The organism is Thermomonospora echinospora (genome assembly GCF_900108175.1).
In the GTDB taxonomy this organism is placed as follows: Bacteria; Actinomycetota; Actinomycetes; order Streptosporangiales; family Streptosporangiaceae; genus Thermomonospora; species Thermomonospora echinospora.
This window is the reverse complement of record NZ_FNVO01000012.1, coordinates 46,085-63,209: the sequence shown is the minus strand read 5'-3', so window position 1 is coordinate 63,209 and position 17,125 is coordinate 46,085. Positions and strand designations below refer to the sequence as shown.

The following is a 17,125-nucleotide window of genomic DNA, read 5'->3' as shown; positions in this document are numbered from 1 at the left end:
CCCGTGCATCCAGACTCCACCGCTCCCTCGCTGCGGCTCGGCGGACGGCCGCTGCCCGCCATCGGGCACGCCAGGATGTACGTCTGCGGGATCACCCCGTACGACACCACCCACCTCGGCCACGCCAGGACCTTCGTGTGGGCCGACGTGGCCGCCCAGGTCCTCCGCCACGCCGGGAACAGCGTGGAGGTCTGCCGCAACGTCACCGACGTCGACGACGTGCTGACCCGCGCCGCGCACCGCGCCGGCAGCCCCTACGACAGCTTCGCCGCCGTCCAGCAGTACTACTTCGAGCAGGACATGGCCTCCCTCGGCGTGCACCCGGTCACCCACCAGCCCCGCGCGCACAACCACGTCCGCGAGGTGATCGCGCTCGCCCAGGCCCTGCTCGACCTCGGCCACGCCTACCTGCGCGAGGGCGCGGTGTACTTCCGGGGGGCCGACGTCCCCGCCCGGGCCGGGCTGGACCGGCAGGCCGCCCTGGACCTGCTGGCCGAGTACGGCGACGACCCGGACGACCCGCTCAAGGACGACCCCTTCGACATCGCCGTCTGGCGGCCCTCCACCAGCGGGGAGCCGGCCTGGCCGAGCCCGTGGAGCCCCGGGCGGCCGGGGTGGCACGCCGAGTGCGCGGCCATGGCCATGACGACCTTCGGTCCCGCCCTCGACCTGCACGCCGGCGGGGCCGACCTGCGCTTCCCGCACCACGCCTACGAGGCGGCCCTGGCCGAGGCGATGACGGGGGTACGTCCCTTCGCCCGCTCCTGGCTGCACGTCGGCGTGGTCCGCAAGGACGGCGTCAAGATGGCCAAGTCGACCGGCAACCTGGTCTTCGTCGCCGACCTGCTGCGCGACCACCCGGCCTCGGTGATCCGGCTGGCCCTGCTGAGCAGGCCGTGGGCGCAGGAGTGGGACTACTCCCCCGACGACCTGCCCGCCGCCGCGGCGCGCCTGGACCGGCTGCACACCGCGGCGGGCCGTCCGGGCTCGGCGCCGGCGGCCGAGGAGGCGGCCACCGCGGCGCTGCTCGACGACCTGGACACCGGCACCGCCCTGGCCATCGCCGAGCAAGAGGGGGGCCACACCGCCCGCACCGTCCTGAGCGTCCTGGAACTGGCCTGACCGGCGCCGCCCTGACCGCCCCGTACCGTCCGGGCTCAGGCCAGGTCCGAGCCCCGCAACAGCAGCAGCATCACGGCCAGGCCCGCCACCGCGATCGCCGCCCGGAACGGCCGCCTGCCGCGGGCCCCGGACGGCAGGGCGGTGCCCGCGATCGCGATGATCGCCGCCGCCCCCGCCAGCGTCCCGCTCAGGGCGTCCACCGGCCCGGGCGGCCCGGCGACGAGCACCCCCACGGCGGTCAGCATCACGAACGGGGCCAGCCATCGGCAGGCCGTGCGGCCCAGCCGTTGCGGCAGCCCGCGCACGCCGGCGGCCAGGTCGTCCTCGATGTCCGGGAGCACGTTCACCAGGTGGGCCCCCACCCCGAGCAGCGCCCCCGCCGTCATCACCCACCAGGCCGGCCAGGGGTGTGACGGCAGGCCGAGGGTGATGAAGGCGGGCACCGCGCCGAAGGCCAGGGCGTAGGGCAGCGGGGAGAGCACCGTGCGCTTGAACCACAGGTTGTAGGCCCAGCCTCCGGCCAACACGGCCATGACGTGCACCGTTCCCGCCAGGGCACCGCTCAGCAGTGACAGCGGCACGCACAGCACCAGGGCCGTCCGCGCGGCAACGGCCACCGTGCGCGAGGAGATCTCACCGCCGGCCACCGGTTTGTCCCGGCGTCCGGCGGCCCTGTCGCGTTCCGCGTCGGCCGCGTCGTTGCACCAGCCCACCGAGAGCTGGCCGGCCAGCACGGCCGCGGCCACCGCCGCCGAACCGGCCGGTCCCCGGCCCGCCGCCACGGCCAGCGCGGTCAGCAGCACCGTCACCGCGACCGCCGGCTCCGGGTGGCAGGAGCGCAGCAGCGCCGCCAGGCGGCGGGCCGGGCGTACGAGGACCTCGGATGAGAATGCGGACACGGCAACATGGTAACGATATGTGTATGCCAGAAGGACTCTGCGTGACATCCAGTGGCAGGCGTGATCTGTCCGCCGCACCGGGACGGGCGACCGGACCGGGCCATGCGACCACGATCGCCGCCGTCCACACCGCCCTGCCGCCTCACCGGTACACGCAGGACCAGATCACCGAGCTGATCGGCGACCTGTCCCTGGCCCCCTGCGACGATCGCGCCCTGCTGCGCCGCGTGCACACGGCCGCCGGGGTGCGCACCCGCCATCTCGCCCTGCCGATCGAGCGGTACGCCGGACTCGGCGACTTCGGGCAGAGCAACGACGCCTGGATAGCGGCCGGGCTCGACCTGGGCGAGGAGGCCCTGACCGGCGCCCTGACGGCGGCCGGGCGCACCCCGGCCGAGGTGGACCTGCTGGTGTGCGTGTCCATCACCGGCGTCGCCGCCCCGTCGCTGGACGCCCGGCTGGCCGGGCGGCTGGGGTTACGGCCGGACGTCAAGAGGCTCCCGGTGTTCGGCCTGGGCTGCGTCGCGGGCGCCGCCGGGCTGGCCCGGCTGCACGACTACCTGCGCGGGCACCCCGGCGACGTCGCCGTGCTGCTCTCCGTCGAACTGTGCTCGCTGACCCTGCAGCGACGCGACGGCTCCATGGCCAACCTCGTCGCCGGGGCCCTATTCGGCGACGGCGCGGCGGCGGTCGTCGCGTACGGCGCCGACGCGGGGCGGGACGACGCGGGGCCGGCGGTGGTCGCCACGCGCAGCCGCCTGTACCCCGACACCGAACGGCTCCTGGGGTGGGACGTCGGCGCCACCGGCTTCCGCGTCGTCATCGGCGCGGGCATCCCCGCCGTGGTACGCGCCCATCTCGGCCGGGAGGTGCACGGCTTCCTCGCCGGTCACGGCCTCACCGTCGGCGACATCGGCACCTGGGTGTGCCATCCGGGCGGCCCCAAGGTCATCTCCGCCGTCGCCGACGCGCTGGACCTGCCGGACGACGCGCTGGACGCCACCCGGCGCTCGCTCGCCGCCGTCGGGAACCTGTCCTCGGCCTCCGTGCTGCACGTCCTGCAGAGCACCTGGGAATCGGAGCGGCCCGCTCCCGGCACGTGGGGGCTGCTGATGGCGATGGGGCCGGGCTTCTCCTCCGAACTCGTCCTGCTGCGCTGGTGAGCGCCCATCATGCAGTGGTACGCACTCCTCATCCTCGCCGTCGCCGCCGAGCGGATCGCCGAACTCGCCGTGGCCCGGCGCAACGCGGCCTGGACCCGCGCCCACGCCGGTGTGGAGTACGGCCGCGGCCACTACCCGGTCATGGTCGCCCTGCACACGGGCCTGCTGGTCTGCTGTCTCCTCGAACCCCTGCTCGCCCACCGGCCGTTCCTGCCCGCGCTGGGGTGGCCCATGCTGGCGCTCGCCGCGCTGGCCCAGGCCCTGCGCTGGTGGTGCATCACGACGCTGGGGCCGTACTGGAACACCCGTGTCATCGTGGTCCCCGGCGCCCGGCTGGTCGGTACGGGGCCCTACCGGTTCCTGCGCCATCCCAACTATGTCGCCGTCGTGGCGGAGATCATCGCGCTGCCCTTGGTGCATTCCGCCTGGCTGACCGCCACGACGTTCACCGTGGCCAACGCGGCCCTGCTCACCGTCCGCATCCGCTGCGAGAATGCGGCGCTCGCCCGGGCCGTGTCCGCATGAGCAGTCACATGGCTACCGACAAGAGGATCGTGCACCAGTGAGCGGCGGGCACGACCTGCTGGTCGTCGGAGGCGGCCCGGCCGGTCTGGCGACCGCTCTGCACGCCGTGCGCGCCGGCTTCGACGTGGTCGTGGCCGAGCCGCGCCGGACGCCCGTCGACAAGGCGTGCGGCGAGGGCCTGATGCCCGGGGCCGTCCGCGCCCTGCATGCGCTCGGCGTGCCCGTTCCGGGCCATCCCATCACGGGAATCCGCTACGTCCAGGGGGCGTGCCACGTCCAGGCGGCGTTCCGCCGCTCCCCCGGTCTCGGCGTGCGCCGCACCGGCCTGCACGCCGCCCTCCACCAGGCCGTCATCGACGCGGGGGTGCCCGTGCTGCCCGTGCGCGTGGGAGAGATCCGGCAGGACGCCACGGGCGTGACGGCGGTCGGCGCCGGTCTGCGCGCACGCTGGCTGGCCGCCGCGGACGGTCTGCACTCGCCGATCCGGCGCGCGCTCGGCCTGGAGGCCGCAACCCGCGGGACGCCCCGGTACGGCCTGCGCCGCCACTATGCCGTGCCGCCGCGGTCGTCCTGTGTCGAGGTGCACTGGGGGCCGTGCGGGGAGGCGTACGTCACCCCCCTCGGCCCCGCGCTCGTCGGCGTCGCCCTGCTGACGACCCAACGGTCCCCCTTCGACACTCAGTTGACCGCCTTTCCAGGCCTGGCCGCCCGGTTCCCCGCCGAGGCCGCCCTCACCGCCGTACGCGGTGCGGGCCCCCTGCGCCAGAGCGCCCGTACGCGCGTCCACGGGCGGGTGCTGCTCGTCGGCGACGCCGCCGGTTACATCGACGCGCTCACCGGCGAGGGAATCAGCCTGGCCCTCGCCGGCGCCGAAGCCCTGGTCGGCAACCTGCGCCGGGGTACCCCCGGCAACTACGAAACGGACTGGCGGAACGCGACCCGCCGTTACCGGCTGTTGACGGAGGGCCTGATACGAGCCCGCCGTCATCCCGCGCTCGGCCACCGGATCGTCCCGCTGGCCGAACGCCTTCCCGGCGTCTTCGCGGCGGCGGTGAACGCGCTGGGCTGAGCCCCGCGGGCCGTCCCGGAGGGCCTCTAGGCTGCGGGCATGGGGAAGATCCTGGTCGGCACCGCCTCCTGGACGGACAAAACGCTGCTCGCCTCGGGCTGGTATCCGCCGGAGGCGAAGACCGCCGAGGACCGGCTGCGTTTCTACGCCTCCAGGTTCCGGCTGGTCGAGGTGGACGCGACCTACTATTCGCCGCCCGCCGAACGGACGGTCGCCCTGTGGCGGGACCGCACGCCGGAGGACTTCACGTTCAACGTCAAGGCGTTCTCGTTGCTCACCGGGCACCCCACCCGGCCGGGCGCGCTCTACCGGGATCTGCGCGACAGGGTGCCGAACAAGCGGAACCTGTATCCGCAGGACGTGCCCCCGGACGTCGTCGAGGAGGTGTGGCAGCGGTTCCTCGGCGCGCTGCGGCCGCTGCACGAGGCGGGCCGGCTCGGGGTGCTGCTGTTCCAGTTCCCGGGATGGTTCCCGTTCGGGGAGCGCAACCGCCGGTACATCCTCCAGGTGAAGGAGCGGTGCGCGCCGATGCGGATCTGCGTGGAGTTCCGCAACGCCACCTGGATGAGCGAGGAGAACCGGGCCGCCACGCTGGGCTTCCTCGCCGAGCACGACCTGCCGTACGTCAGCGTGGACATGCCGCAGGGCCACCCGACCTCCATTCCGCCGGTGCTGGCGGCCACCAGCGACCTGGCCGTCGTCCGGTTCCACGGCCACAGCGAGCGGTGGAACAGCGGCGACGTCCGCGAACGGTTCGCCTACCTCTACAGCGAGGAGGAGATGCGCTCCTGGGCGGCCAGGATCAAGGACCTCACCGAGCGCGCCGAGACGACCCACCTGATCTTCAACAACTGCTGCGCCGACCACTCCCAGCAGAACGCGGCCCGGCTCGCCTCCCTGCTCGGCGCGGAACGACACGCGACCCCCTGAGCCGAGGGCGGGCTCGGGGACGCCCGCGACGGCGGGTGCCGACGATCAGTTCCCCCGTGTCCCCGAACGGGTGGTCCCCGGCCGCCGGGACCGCGATCCCCGCGGCTTCCCCGAGGGCCGGGTCCCGTTCTCCGGCGGCGTCCGGTCCTCGGCGTGTTCGAGGACGAAGCGGGCCAGCTCGACGCGCGAGCCGATGCCGAGCTTGCGGAACACCTGGCGCAGGTGGAACGCCACGGTGTGGGAGCTGACGAACATCTGCTCGGCGATGCGCCGGTTGGTCAGCCCCTGGGCGGCCAGCCCGGAGACCCGCCGCTCGGTTCCGGTCAGGCTGGCCCATCCGGTGGCCGGCCGGTCGGAGCGCTCCCAGTGACGGCGGCGTTCACCGAGCCGGCGCAGCCGCCCGCGCACCCGGGCCGCGTCCCGCGTCGCCTCGGTCGCCAGATATCCGGCCAGGGCCTCATCGAAGCACTGGATCGCCCGCCTGCGCGCACCGCCCTCCTCGCACAGCAGCACGCCCAGGTCCTCGCCGGCCGAGGCGCGGGCCCAGGGGTCGGGGTGCTCGGCGGCGGCGCGGGCCAGCGCGTCCGGATCGCGGTGCAGCAGCCCGTGGGCGTGCACGGCGGCGGCGACGATGCCGGGGAAGCCGGGATTGATCCTGGCGAGCCGGTCGGCCACGGCCACGACACGCTCGGCCCGCTCGCGTTCACCGGCCGCCAGGGCCGTCCGCACCAGCCAGGCCGGGGTGGCAGGGTCGCCGACCAGCGCCCAGTTGTGCTCCGGCAGGCCCTCGTAGAGCCCGGTCAGCGCGGCCATGGCCGCCCGCGGGCCCTCGCACGCCTCGATCACCTGCGCCTCGATCAGTTCCGCCCGGTCGGCCGTGAGGGAGGAGCCCGGACGCGCCGGCCGGGCCCGGTCGCCGCGCAGGTGCCCGGCGGCGGTCTGCAGGTCGCCGGAGCGCAGGGCCGCGAGGGACAGCGCCGAACGCGCGGCGGTGGCCAGCAGGTGCGCACCGATCGCGGTGGCCGTCTCCAGGGCGTTCCCGGCCTCCCGGATCGCCTCGCCCGGCCGTCCTTCGGCCAGGTGCAGGCGGGACCGCAGGATCGCCGGGGGGATCTCCTGGCCGGCCTGGCCGAGGGCCTCGGCCTCCCGGGCGGCGACCGCCATCGCCTGCCTTCCCTCGTCGGCGCGGCGGACGTCGGCCAGCAGCATGGCCAGGATCACGCCCGGGTGGAGGCGGCGCGCGTCCGCGGGGCCGTCGGCCGCCTGCCGTACGGCGGCGCGGGCGAACTCCAGCGCGCCGCCCAGGTCGCCCTCGTCCCAGCAGCCCAGGGCCAGGACGGTGAGCGCCCCGGTGGTCACGGCCCGTCTGTGCGGCCGGTCCGCGGCGACGATCGCCCGCGCCCGTTCCCGGACACCGGTGCCGCCGGCCCGCTCGGCCTCGGCCTGCAGCAGGGCCAGCTCGGCGCGGTCCCGCAGCTCGTCGGGCAGGCCGGGCATGTCCAGCGCGGCCGTGGCCGCCGCCGACGCCCTGGCCACCTGGCCCGTCGACAGCAGCGCGAACGACAGCGCGGTCAGCAGTTCGGCGGTGGCGGGGCCGGCCGTGCCGTGGCGCAGCGCGGGCTCGGCGAGCTCGACGGCCTCGGCCGGCCGTCCCGCGGCGAGGAGGGCGTTCACCGCGGCCAGGGCACGGGGGAACCACCGGGGGTCGGCCGGGGCGGTGAGGGCCAGCGCCCGCCGCGCCAGGTCGGCGGCGACCGGCGGGGCGGAGGCGAGCACCTTCGCGGCGGCCCGGTCCAGGTCCGCCAGGGCGGGCGGGTCGCCCGGCCCCGCCCCGTCCATCAGGTGCGCGGCCGCGTCCGTCACCCGGTCGCCACGGCCCAGCAGCGTCCTGCCGATCTGGACGTGCAGCGCCTGACGGACGGGGGCGGGGATCGCCGCCACGACGGCCTGGCGGACCAGTTCCTGCCGGAACGCCAGATCCTCCTCCCGCACGGTCAGGAAACCGGCCGTCAGTGCCGTCTCCAGCAGGGGCAACTGTTCGGCGGGGGTGATGCCGAGCAGGTCGGCCGCGTCGGCGGGGGTGAACGCGGGCCCCAGCACCGCCACCACCTCCAGCAGTTGCCGCGCGGCCGGGTCCAGCGCTTGGAGGCGGTGCCGTACGAGGGTGTGGATCCGCTGCGGCAGCCGCGGCGATACCAGCCGGGCACGGCCCCAGGCGACCGTCACCCCGCCTTCGTCGCGCAGCCCCTTCAGCAGCTCCACCAGCAGCAGCGGGTTGCCGCCCGCCCGCTCGGCCAGCGTGAGCAGGTCCGGGTCGGGGCGCGCCCCGAGCGTGTCGACGACCAGTCCGGCGACGTCCTCGGGGCTCAGCGGGCGAAGCCGGACCAGGACCGCCCCGTCCTCCTCCAGCAGGGCGAACAGCCTGCCGACGGCGTTGCCGCCGCGCACGGTGCAGCGGGCCAGGACCCAGCGCACCGGGTGCGCGGCCAGCCGGGCCGGCAGCGTGCGCAGGACCGCGATCGTCGCCGGGTCGGCCCACTGCAGGTCGTCCAGGAGGACCAGCAGGGGGCCGGTGCGGGCGCGGGCCTCCAGCGCCGTCCGCAGCCCATCGGCCAGCCGTACCCCCTGGCTGGGCCCGTCGGGGGACGCCGGGCCGGCGGCCGCGGCGCCCAGGGCCGCCAGCAGCGGCCCCGTCTCCACCGGCTGCCCCAGCTCGTGGGATCGTCCGGAGACGACCGCGAAGCCCTCGCCGGCGGCGGCCCGCGCGACCTCGGACAGCAGGTGGGTCTTGCCGCTGCCCGGCTCGCCCTCGACGAGCACGACCTTCGGCCCGCCCGGCCCGGCGCGCCGCAGCAGGCCGAGGATGCCCCTCCCGTCCTGGGCGCGATCGGCCATCGGCCCCACCCCCCGTGCAGGCCGTCACCGGCGGCCTGCCCCGATATGCCGGGATGATGCCGGTGGCCCATCCCCGCTCGTACATCCTCAGATCGGGTAGCCCGGCGGGACGGCCCGGACGGGCGACGCGGGCGCGCACGAGCGGGCAGGGGCGTGGATCCCCGCCGCGCACACGCCGATGACGGGCCGGGCGCGCGTCGTGAATCCACGCACGGACCTACACGATCGGAGGATGTGCCCCTCCCCTTATGTGGCGCAACGTCGGTACGTAGCCAGACCGTGTTGACGGAGGAGGTGCCGCCATGGCGCTGCAGCAACCCACCCACCGGCCCGGCCGGACCGGCCTGTTCTTCGACCCGGAGCGGGAGTTCGAGGATCTCTACGACCGGCTGGGGCAGTTGCTCGGCTTCCCCGTCAGCGGACCCGCCGGGCCCCATGTACAGGCACCGTGGGTTCCGCTGGCCGACATATCCGAGACCGAGGACTCCTACGTCGTCGAGCTGGACCTGCCGGGAGTGCGCAAGGAGGACCTCGACATCCAGCTGAACGACCAGGTGCTCACCGTCACCGGTGAGACCAAGGAGGAGGAGGGCAAGCGGTTCCGCCGCAGGACGCGCCGGACGGGCAGGTTCGAGTTCCGCGCCCAGCTGCCCAGCGACGTCGATCCCAACCAGGTCGAGGCCCACATGGAGCACGGCGTACTGCAGATCATGATCCACAAGGCGGAGGCGGCCAAGCCCCGTCACATCGAGATCTCGTCCTGATCGGGCCCGGGCGGCTCCGGGCGGCTCCGGCGGCCCCCGGGAGGTCCCGGCCCACTCCACGGGACCTCCCGAGGCGGCCCGCCGGTCCGCGGAGGACGGGTGAGAGGAAGTCTGATGGCCAAGGCAGTCGGCATCGACCTCGGCACCACCAACTCGGTGATCGCGGCGACCGAGGGCGGGCAGGCCACCGTGATCCCCAACGCCGAGGGGTCGCGGACCACGCCGTCCGTGGTGGCCTTCACCGAGCAGGGCGAAAGACTCGTCGGGCAACTGGCGCGGCGCCAGGCGATCCTGAACCCGAAGGGCACCATCACCTCGGCCAAGCGGTTCATCGGGCGGCGCTACAACGAGGTCACCAGCGAGATGAACGCGGTCTCCTTCGACGTGGTCGAGGGGCCGGACGGGATGGCGCGCTTCAACGTCCGCGGCAAGCTGTACGCCCCGGAGGAGATCTCCGCCCTGGTGCTGCGCAAGCTGGTGGACGACGCGGGCAAGTTCCTCGGGGAGAAGGTCACCGAGGCGGTCATCACCGTGCCCGCCTACTTCAACGACGCCCAGCGGCACGCCACCAACGACGCCGGGCGCATCGCCGGGCTCACCGTGCTGCGCATCATCAACGAGCCGACCGCCGCCGCACTGGCCTACGGCCTGGACAAGCGGGCGAACGAGACCGTCCTGGTGTTCGACCTGGGCGGCGGCACGTTCGACGTCAGCCTGCTCAACATCGGCGACGACGTGGTGGAGGTCCGCGCCACCTCCGGGGACGGTCACCTGGGCGGCGACGACTTCGACCGGCGCATCGTCGACCATCTGGCCGGGGAGTTCCAGCGCGACACCGGGATCGACCTGCGCGCCGACCCGCAGGCCCTGCAACGGCTGTTCGAGGCCGCCGAGAAGGCCAAGGTGGAGCTGTCCTCGGTCACCCAGACGCAGATCAGCCTGCCGTTCGTCACCGCCGACGCCACCGGCCCCAAGCACCTCAACACCACGCTGATGCGCTCGACCTTCGAGCAGATCACCGCCGACCTGGTGGAGCGCTGTACCGGACCGGTGCGGCAGGCGATGGCCGACGCCAAGGTCACCGCCAACGACATCGACGAGGTGATCCTGGTCGGCGGCTCCACCCGGATCCCCGCGGTGCAGGCCCTGGTCCGCCGGCTGACCGGCGGCAAGGACCCGAACATGACCGTCAACCCCGACGAGGTCGTCGCGATGGGCGCGGCGATCCAGGCCGGGGTGCTCAAGGGCGAGGTCAAGGACGTCCTGCTGCTGGACGTCACGCCGCTGTCGCTCGGCCTGGAGACGCTGGGCGGGGTGATGACCAAGGTCATCGAGCGCAACACCACCATCCCGGCCCGCCGCAGCGAGACCTTCAGCACCGCCGAGGACAACCAGACCGCGGTCGACGTGGTGGTGCTGCAGGGCGAGCGGGAGCGGGCCGCCGACAACCGGGTGCTGGGACGCTTCCGGCTGGAGAACATCCGGCCCGCGCCGCGCGGCCTGCCGCAGGTCGAGGTGACCTTCGACATCGACTCCAACGGCATCCTCAACGTCTCCGCCCGCGACAAGGACACCGGCACCGAGCAGCGCATCACCATCAGCGAGAGCTCCAACCTCGACGAGAGCGAGGTGCAGCGAATGGTCGCCGACGCCGAGCGGCACCGCCAGGAGGACGCCCGGCTGCGCACGCTGATCGACGCCCGCAACGAGCTGGACTCGGCCGCCTACCAGGTGGAACGCCGGCTGGGCGAGCTGGGCGAGGCGGTGCCCACGCACGAGCGGGCGCGGGCGGAGATGCTCGTCAACGACGCCCGCCAGGCGATCAAGGAGGAGGCGCCGCTGGAGCGGATGCGCTCGCTGGTCGCCGAGCTGCAGCAGATGTACCACAGCCTGAGCGCCGTCACCGCCGGAGCCGGTGCGGGCGCCGGACCGGGAGCCGGACCGGGTGGACCGAGCGGTCCGGGCGCGTCCACGACGGGGGGTTCGGACGACGATGTCATCGACGCCGAGTTCACCACACCCGACTGATCCGCAGCCGACCGAAGCACAGCCGGCCGAGGCGCGGGGCGGGCGGCCCTCCCCGCAGGAGGAGATCGAACGGCTCCAGGCCCGGGTGGCCGAGCTGGAGGAGCTGCGCCGGCGCGCCCTGGCCGACCTGGACAACCTGCGCAAGCGCGTGGCCCGCGACCTGGGCGCCGAGCGCGAGCGGGAACGGGCCCGGATCGCCGCACGGTGGCTGCCGATCCTGGACGACCTCGAACGCGCTCTGGAGCACGCCGCGGCGAACCCGCAGGACATCATCGAGGGCGTGCGCACCGTGCGCGACCGGGCCGTGGCCATGCTGGCCGACCTCGGCTACCCGCGCCGCGACGATCTCGGCGTGCCGTTCGATCCGGCGCGGCACGAGGCGGTCGGCGTGCGGACCGACACGGACGCGCCCGCGGGCACGATCGTGGAGGTGCACCAGCCCGGCTACGGCGACGCCGAGCACCAGTTGCGGCCCGCGATGGTGTCGGTGGCCGCGAAGGCCGAGGACTGATGGCCTGATGGCGGTACGCGACCCGTACGAGACCCTGGGCGTGGCGCACCACGCCGACCAGGACGAGATCCAGCGGGCCTACCGGAAGCTGGCCCGGGCCTACCACCCCGACATCAACAAGGACCCGGGGGCGGAGGAGAAGTTCAAGGACGTCTCCGAGGCGTACTCCATCCTGTCCGACCCCGACCAGCGCCGCCGTTACGACGCCTTCGGCCCCGAATTCCGGTCGGTCCCCGAGGGCGTGGATCCGCAGACGTGGGCGCGGTCGCGCGCCCGGGCCGGAGCCGGGGCGGGGGCCGGAGCCGGGGCGGGCGGCCCGTTCACCGGCGGCTTCGGCGGCTTCGGCGGGGACGTCGGCGATGTCGGCGAGGAGATCGACTTGGAGGACCTGTTCGGCGGGCTGTTCGGCGGCGGGCGCCGCCGCGGCCGGTGGGGCCCGACGCGCGGGGCCGACCAGGAGGCCGAGGTCGAGGTGAGCGTGGAGGAGGCGTACCGGGGCGCGTACCGCACGCTCACCATCGACCGGCCGGGCGGGCCGCAGACCATCGACGTCACCATCCCCGCCGGGGTCGTCGACGGGCAGCGCGTCCGGCTGGCCGGTCAGGGCGGCCGGGGCGGGGGCGGCGCCGCCGCCGGCGACCTGTACCTCATCGTGCGGATCGCCCCGCACCCCCGCTACCGCGTCGAGGGCCGCGACCTGTACACCGACCTGCCGCTGGCGCCCTGGGAGGCCGCCCTCGGCGCCACGGTCGCGGTGGACACCCCCGGCGGTGAGGCCAAGGTGAAGGTGCCTTCCGGCACGTCGAGCGGGCGGCGGCTGCGGCTGCGCGGCCGGGGGCTGCCCCACCCGCACGGTACTCCGGGCGACCTGTTCGCCGAGGCCCGGATCATGGTCCCGCGGCACCTGTCGGACCGGGAACGGCGGCTGCTGGAGGAGCTGGCCGCGGCGTCGTCGTTCGACCCGAGGAACCCGAGGAGCCGGTGATGAGCCAGCCCCTGCCGGGGGCCGTCTACGCCCTCGTCCGGACCGGGCCCGCGCGCATGGACCTGGAGACGTTCGCCCGCGCCGGCGGCGCCCATCCGGAGCTGGTGCGCCGGCTGGTGCGCCTCGGGCTGCTCGACCCCGAGCCCGGCCCGTCGGGCGAGCCGTGGTTCCCGCCCGCGCAGCTCACCGCACTGGCGCGCATCCAGCGGCTGCGCGCCGGATGCGCACTCAACTACGCCGCCCTGGGCCTGGTGATCGACCTGCTCGACCGCATCGCGGCCCTGGAGGAGGCGCTGCGCCGCAGTTCCCGACAGTCCCCGCCTGACATGGGAGGCCGACCGTGGACCCCAACAGCCTGACCCAGAAGTCCCAGGAGGCGCTGCACGACGCCCAGACCAGGGCGCTGCGCTTCGGGCACACCGAGGTCGACGGCGAACACCTGCTGCTCGCCCTGCTCGACCAGCCGGAGGGCCTGGTGCCCCGGCTGCTGACGGAGACCCCCGCCGATCCGGAACGGCTGCGCCGGGAGCTGGAGGCCGAGCTGAGCCGCCGGCCCCGGGTCAGCGGACCCGGAGTCGAGCCCGGCCAGGTGCGCGTCACCCAGCGGCTGTCCCGCCTGCTCGACGCCGCCCAACAGGAGGCCGACCGGCTCAAGGACGAGTACGTCTCGGTCGAGCACCTGTTCATCGCGCTGCTGGAGGAGGGCTCGCAGACGGCGGCCGGGCGCCTGCTGCACCGCAACGGCCTCACCAGGGACGGCTTCCTGCAGGTGCTCACCAGGATCCGCGGCCACCAGCGGGTGACCTCGGCGATGCCGGAGGCCGCCTACGAGGCGCTGGCCAAGTACGGCCGGGACCTGGTGGCGGAGGCGGCCTCGGGCCGGCTCGACCCGGTCATCGGCCGGGACTCCGAGATCCGCCGGGTCGTGCAGATCCTGTCCCGCAAGTCCAAGAACAACCCGGTCCTGGTCGGCGACCCCGGCGTCGGCAAGACCGCCATCGTCGAGGGGCTGGCCCAGCGGATTCACCGCGGCGACGTCCCGGAGGGGCTGCGCGACAAGACGGTCTTCAGCCTGGACATGGGCTCGCTGGTGGCCGGCGCCAAGTACCGCGGGGAGTTCGAGGAACGTCTCAGGGCCGTGCTCACCGAGGTCAAGGCGGCCGAGGGCCGGATCCTGCTGTTCGTCGACGAGTTGCACAACGTGGTCGGCGCGGGCGCCGCCGAGGGGGCGATGGACGCCGGCAACATGCTCAAGCCGATGCTGGCCCGCGGCGAGCTGCACATGATCGGCGCGACCACGATCGAGGAGTACCGCAAGCACATCGAGAAGGACGCCGCCCTGGAGCGGCGGTTCCAGCCCGTCCTGGTCGACGAGCCCTCGGTGGAGGACACCATCTCGATCCTGCGCGGGCTGCGCGAGCGCCTGGAGGTCTTCCACGGGGTGAAGATCCAGGACGGCTCGCTGGTCGCCGCCGCCGTGCTGAGCCACCGCTACATCTCCGACCGGTTCCTGCCGGACAAGGCGATCGACCTGGTCGACGAGGCGTGCGCGATGCTCCGTACCGAGATCGACTCGATGCCGGCCGAGCTGGACGAGCTCACCCGCCGGGTGATGCGGCTGGAGATCGAGGAGGCGGCGCTGTCCAAGGAGGACGATCCGGCCTCCCGGGCGCGCCTGGCGGACCTGCGCAAGGAGCTGACCGACCTGCGGGCCGAAGCCGACGCCATGAAGGCCCAGTGGGAGGCCGAGCGGCGGGCGCTGCGCCAGGTGCAGGACCTGCGCAGGCGGATGGAGCAGGTCCGGCAGGAGGCCGAGCAGGCCGAACGCGACTATGACCTCAACCGGGCGGCGGAGCTGCGGCACGGCCTGCTGCCGGAGCTGGAGCGGCGGCTGCGCGCCGAGGAGGAGCGGCTGGCCGACAAGCAGGGTCGGGGCCGGCTGCTGCGCGAGGTGGTGACCGAGGAGGAGATCGCCGCGATCGTCGCACGCTGGACCGGGATCCCGGTGAGCCGGCTGCAGGAGGGCGAGCGGGACAAGCTGCTGCGGCTCGACGAGGTCCTGCACGAGCGGGTCGTCGGGCAGGAGGAGGCGGTGCGGCTGGTGGCCGACGCCATCATCCGGGCCCGCTCGGGCATCAAAGATCCGCGCCGGCCCATCGGGTCGTTCCTCTTCCTCGGCCCCACCGGCGTCGGCAAGACCGAGCTGGCCCGCACCCTCGCCGCGGCGCTGTTCGACACCGACGAGAACATGGTCCGCGTCGACATGAGCGAGTACCAGGAGCGGCACACCGTCAGCCGCCTGGTCGGCGCCCCGCCCGGTTACGTGGGGTTCGAGGAGGGCGGCCAGCTCACCGAGGCGGTGCGGCGCAAGCCCTACTCGGTGGTGCTGTTCGACGAGGTCGAGAAGGCGCACGCGGACGTGTTCAACACCCTGCTGCAGGTGCTCGACGACGGGCGGCTGACCGACGCGCAGGGCCGCACCGTCGACTTCCGCAACACGGTCATCATCATGACCTCCAACATCGGGTCGGAGTTCCTGCTGGACGGCGTCACCTCCGAGGGCGAGATCAAGCCCGATGCCCGCGAGCAGGTGATGGCCGAGCTGCGCCGGCACTTCCGGCCGGAGTTCCTCAACCGGGTCGACGACGTGGTGCTGTTCAAGCCGCTGACCCTGCCGCAGATCGAGCGGATCGTGGACCTGATGTTCGAGGAGCTGCGCGGGCGGCTGGCCGACCGGCGGATGCGGCTGGACGTGGACGAGAGCGCCCGCCTGCTGATCGCCGAGGAGGGCTTCGACCCGGTCTACGGCGCCCGCCCGCTGCGCCGGTTCATCTCCCGCGAGGTCGAGACCCGGATCGGCCGGGCCCTGCTGGCCGGGGACGTCCGGGACGGCGCCGTGATCCACATCTTCGCCGAGGGGGGCGAGCTGAAGGTGGGCTACGAGAATCCGGCGGAGCGCGAAGCGTCATGACCGCATAGCCGGCGGCGCGGGTGGCGGGGTGCGCCCACGGCGTACACCTTTCCCCAAAACGTCGGGTTATGGGTGATTTTTGCCTTTTATACCGGTTCATGGTGAGGCCCGGGGTACCCGACCTGGAGTCAGGTCGACAGTCGGCCGCCCATGTCGCATCCGCAGGACCCGGCCACCTGTCTCCACCGGAACCCGGTGCCGTGGCCCGAGAGCGGCCGGTTCCCCGTCAACACCATCCGTCGAAGCCACCGACACGCTGAACCGGCGCAGTCGCAGGAGGCTCGGACCCGATGAGGACGTCATGAACCGACACCATGATCCCATTACCAAACGCCTGGCCGACCTGCTCGGCTGGGCCAGTCTCGGGCTGGGCGCGACCCAGCTCGCCGCACCGCGCGCCGTCTGCCGGCTGGCGGGCCTCGACGACTCGGCCTTGGCCCAGACGATCGTGCCCATCGTGGGGTTGCGCGAGCTGCTGCACGCCGCGCTCCTGCTGGGCGTCCGCAATCCCATCCCGGGAGTGTGGAGCCGCGTCGCGGGCGACGCCATGGACCTGACCGTGATGGGCCGCGCCCTCGTCTCCCGCGACAGTGGACGCAGGCAGCGGGCCACCGCCGCCACGGCCGTGCTGGTCGCCATCACGGCCGTCGACCTGTACGCCGCGACGCGGACGCTGCGCAGGCGGGAGGGCGGCGAGCACGCCATGGAACTGCACGCGGCCATCACGATCAACCGCCCGCGCCGGGAGGTCTACCGCTACTGGCATGACTTCACCAACCTGCCGCGCTTCATGGCCCACCTGGAGTCGGTGGAGGTCAAGGGCAAGACGCGCTCGCACTGGAAGGTCCGGGGACCGGTGCGGTGGAGCATCGAGTGGGACGCCGAGATCGTCGAGGACCTGCCCGACGAGCTCATCGCCTGGCAGTCGATGAGCCGGGCCGATGTACCCAACGCGGGCGCGGTGCACTTCGCCGACGCCCCCGGCGAGCGCGGCACCGAGCTGCGGGTGAACCTGGCCTACGACCCGCCCGCCGGCAAGGTCGGCGCCGCCTTCGCCAAGCTGCTCGGCGAGCATCCCGAGCAGCAGGTCCGCGACGACCTGCGTCGCCTCAAGCAGGTCATGGAGGCGGGCGAGGTGGTCCGCTCCGAGGGCAGCCCCGAGGGCGCCTACGCGATTCGCCAGGTCAGGCAGCGCCCCGCCCAGCCCCTCCCGGTCGGCTGAACCACGACCGCGACCGACGTCAAGGCTTGCGAGCAAGGAGA

At 74.0% G+C, this 17,125-nt stretch carries 14 protein-coding genes; 12 read left to right on the top strand and 2 right to left on the bottom strand.

Features of this window, described 5'->3' with window-relative positions:
- Positions 1-3 precede the first annotated feature (3 nt).
- The gene (locus C4U03_RS24750; RefSeq protein ID WP_103940572.1) at positions 4-1,122 is read left to right on the top strand and encodes a class I tRNA ligase family protein; all 1,119 of its coding nucleotides are present in this window, start codon (positions 4-6) and stop codon (positions 1,120-1,122) included.
- Positions 1,123-1,157: 35 nt separating this feature from the next.
- Here C4U03_RS24750 and C4U03_RS24745 read toward each other — a convergent pair whose 3' ends face one another.
- Positions 1,158-2,021 (bottom strand): UbiA family prenyltransferase, encoded by an 864-nt coding sequence (locus C4U03_RS24745; protein ID WP_235018100.1) that lies wholly within the window; start codon positions 2,019-2,021, stop codon positions 1,158-1,160.
- A 41-nt stretch (positions 2,022-2,062) separates the two neighbouring features.
- Here C4U03_RS24745 and C4U03_RS24740 point away from each other — a divergent pair, with 41 nt between their 5' ends.
- Genes C4U03_RS24740 through C4U03_RS24725 form a run of 4 tightly spaced genes read left to right on the top strand, consistent with a single transcriptional unit; the run spans position 2,063 to position 5,708 of the window.
- On the top strand, positions 2,063-3,184 hold the full coding sequence (locus tag C4U03_RS24740; RefSeq protein WP_235018099.1) for a type III polyketide synthase: 1,122 nt from the start codon (positions 2,063-2,065) through the stop codon (positions 3,182-3,184).
- Between the two features lie 9 nt (positions 3,185-3,193).
- Positions 3,194-3,709 (top strand): isoprenylcysteine carboxyl methyltransferase family protein, encoded by a 516-nt coding sequence (locus C4U03_RS24735; protein WP_103940568.1) that lies wholly within the window; start codon positions 3,194-3,196, stop codon positions 3,707-3,709.
- A 37-nt stretch (positions 3,710-3,746) separates the two neighbouring features.
- Positions 3,747-4,778, top strand: a complete 1,032-nt coding sequence (locus tag C4U03_RS24730) for an NAD(P)/FAD-dependent oxidoreductase (protein WP_103940566.1) — start codon at positions 3,747-3,749, stop codon at positions 4,776-4,778.
- Between the two features lie 39 nt (positions 4,779-4,817).
- Entirely contained in the window at positions 4,818-5,708 is an 891-nt protein-coding gene (locus tag C4U03_RS24725) for a DUF72 domain-containing protein (protein ID WP_103940564.1), read from the top strand.
- Positions 5,709-5,753: 45 nt separating this feature from the next.
- On the opposite strand, the gene C4U03_RS24720 is transcribed toward C4U03_RS24725, so the two are convergent.
- Positions 5,754-8,603 carry a helix-turn-helix transcriptional regulator gene (locus tag C4U03_RS24720; RefSeq protein WP_103940562.1) on the bottom strand — a complete coding sequence of 950 codons (2,850 nt, stop codon included), beginning with the start codon at positions 8,601-8,603 and terminating at the stop codon, positions 5,754-5,756.
- A gap of 302 nt (positions 8,604-8,905) precedes the next feature.
- Between C4U03_RS24720 and C4U03_RS24715 the strand changes: the two genes are divergently transcribed.
- The 7 genes from C4U03_RS24715 (at position 8,906) to C4U03_RS24685 (ending at position 17,084) form a co-directional block, all read left to right on the top strand.
- Positions 8,906-9,367: an Hsp20/alpha crystallin family protein gene (locus C4U03_RS24715; RefSeq protein ID WP_103940560.1), complete on the top strand. Its 462-nt coding sequence runs from the start codon at positions 8,906-8,908 to the stop codon at positions 9,365-9,367.
- Positions 9,368-9,481: 114 nt separating this feature from the next.
- Positions 9,482-11,395 (top strand): molecular chaperone DnaK, encoded by a 1,914-nt coding sequence (gene dnaK / locus C4U03_RS24710; RefSeq protein ID WP_103940558.1) that lies wholly within the window; start codon positions 9,482-9,484, stop codon positions 11,393-11,395.
- Entirely contained in the window at positions 11,361-11,906 is a 546-nt protein-coding gene (locus tag C4U03_RS24705; RefSeq protein WP_103940555.1) for a nucleotide exchange factor GrpE, read from the top strand. The genes dnaK and C4U03_RS24705 overlap by 35 nt, the downstream gene beginning before the upstream one ends.
- 7 nt (positions 11,907-11,913) lie before the next feature.
- A complete protein-coding gene (locus C4U03_RS24700; RefSeq protein ID WP_103940553.1) occupies positions 11,914-12,891 on the top strand; it encodes a DnaJ C-terminal domain-containing protein in 978 nt (325 codons plus the stop codon).
- Entirely contained in the window at positions 12,891-13,250 is a 360-nt protein-coding gene (locus tag C4U03_RS24695; RefSeq protein ID WP_103940551.1) for a chaperone modulator CbpM, read from the top strand. The genes C4U03_RS24700 and C4U03_RS24695 overlap by 1 nt, the downstream gene beginning before the upstream one ends.
- On the top strand, positions 13,232-15,862 hold the full coding sequence (clpB, locus tag C4U03_RS24690) for an ATP-dependent chaperone ClpB (RefSeq protein ID WP_103940549.1): 2,631 nt from the start codon (positions 13,232-13,234) through the stop codon (positions 15,860-15,862). Before C4U03_RS24695 ends, clpB begins: the two co-directional genes overlap by 19 nt.
- A gap of 301 nt (positions 15,863-16,163) precedes the next feature.
- Positions 16,164-17,084, top strand: a complete 921-nt coding sequence (locus C4U03_RS24685) for an SRPBCC family protein (protein ID WP_103940547.1) — start codon at positions 16,164-16,166, stop codon at positions 17,082-17,084.
- Positions 17,085-17,125 lie beyond the last annotated feature (41 nt).

What these genes read in the sequence shown, in the direction of transcription:
- C4U03_RS24735 (WP_103940568.1), top strand. Translation starts at nt 3,194, where the DNA reads ATGCAGTGGTACGCACTCCTCATCCTCGCCGTCGCCGCCGAGCGGATC.
- C4U03_RS24725 (WP_103940564.1), top strand. Translation starts at nt 4,818, where the DNA reads ATGGGGAAGATCCTGGTCGGCACCGCCTCCTGGACGGACAAAACGCTG.
- C4U03_RS24720 (WP_103940562.1), bottom strand. Translation starts at nt 8,603, where the DNA reads ATGGCCGATCGCGCCCAGGACGGGAGGGGCATCCTCGGCCTGCTGCGG.
- C4U03_RS24715 (WP_103940560.1), top strand. Translation starts at nt 8,906, where the DNA reads ATGGCGCTGCAGCAACCCACCCACCGGCCCGGCCGGACCGGCCTGTTC.
- dnaK (WP_103940558.1), top strand. Translation starts at nt 9,482, where the DNA reads ATGGCCAAGGCAGTCGGCATCGACCTCGGCACCACCAACTCGGTGATC.
- C4U03_RS24705 (WP_103940555.1), top strand. Translation starts at nt 11,361, where the DNA reads ATGTCATCGACGCCGAGTTCACCACACCCGACTGATCCGCAGCCGACC.
- C4U03_RS24700 (WP_103940553.1), top strand. Translation starts at nt 11,914, where the DNA reads ATGGCGGTACGCGACCCGTACGAGACCCTGGGCGTGGCGCACCACGCC.
- C4U03_RS24695 (WP_103940551.1), top strand. Translation starts at nt 12,891, where the DNA reads ATGAGCCAGCCCCTGCCGGGGGCCGTCTACGCCCTCGTCCGGACCGGG.
- C4U03_RS24685 (WP_103940547.1), top strand. Translation starts at nt 16,164, where the DNA reads ATGAACCGACACCATGATCCCATTACCAAACGCCTGGCCGACCTGCTC.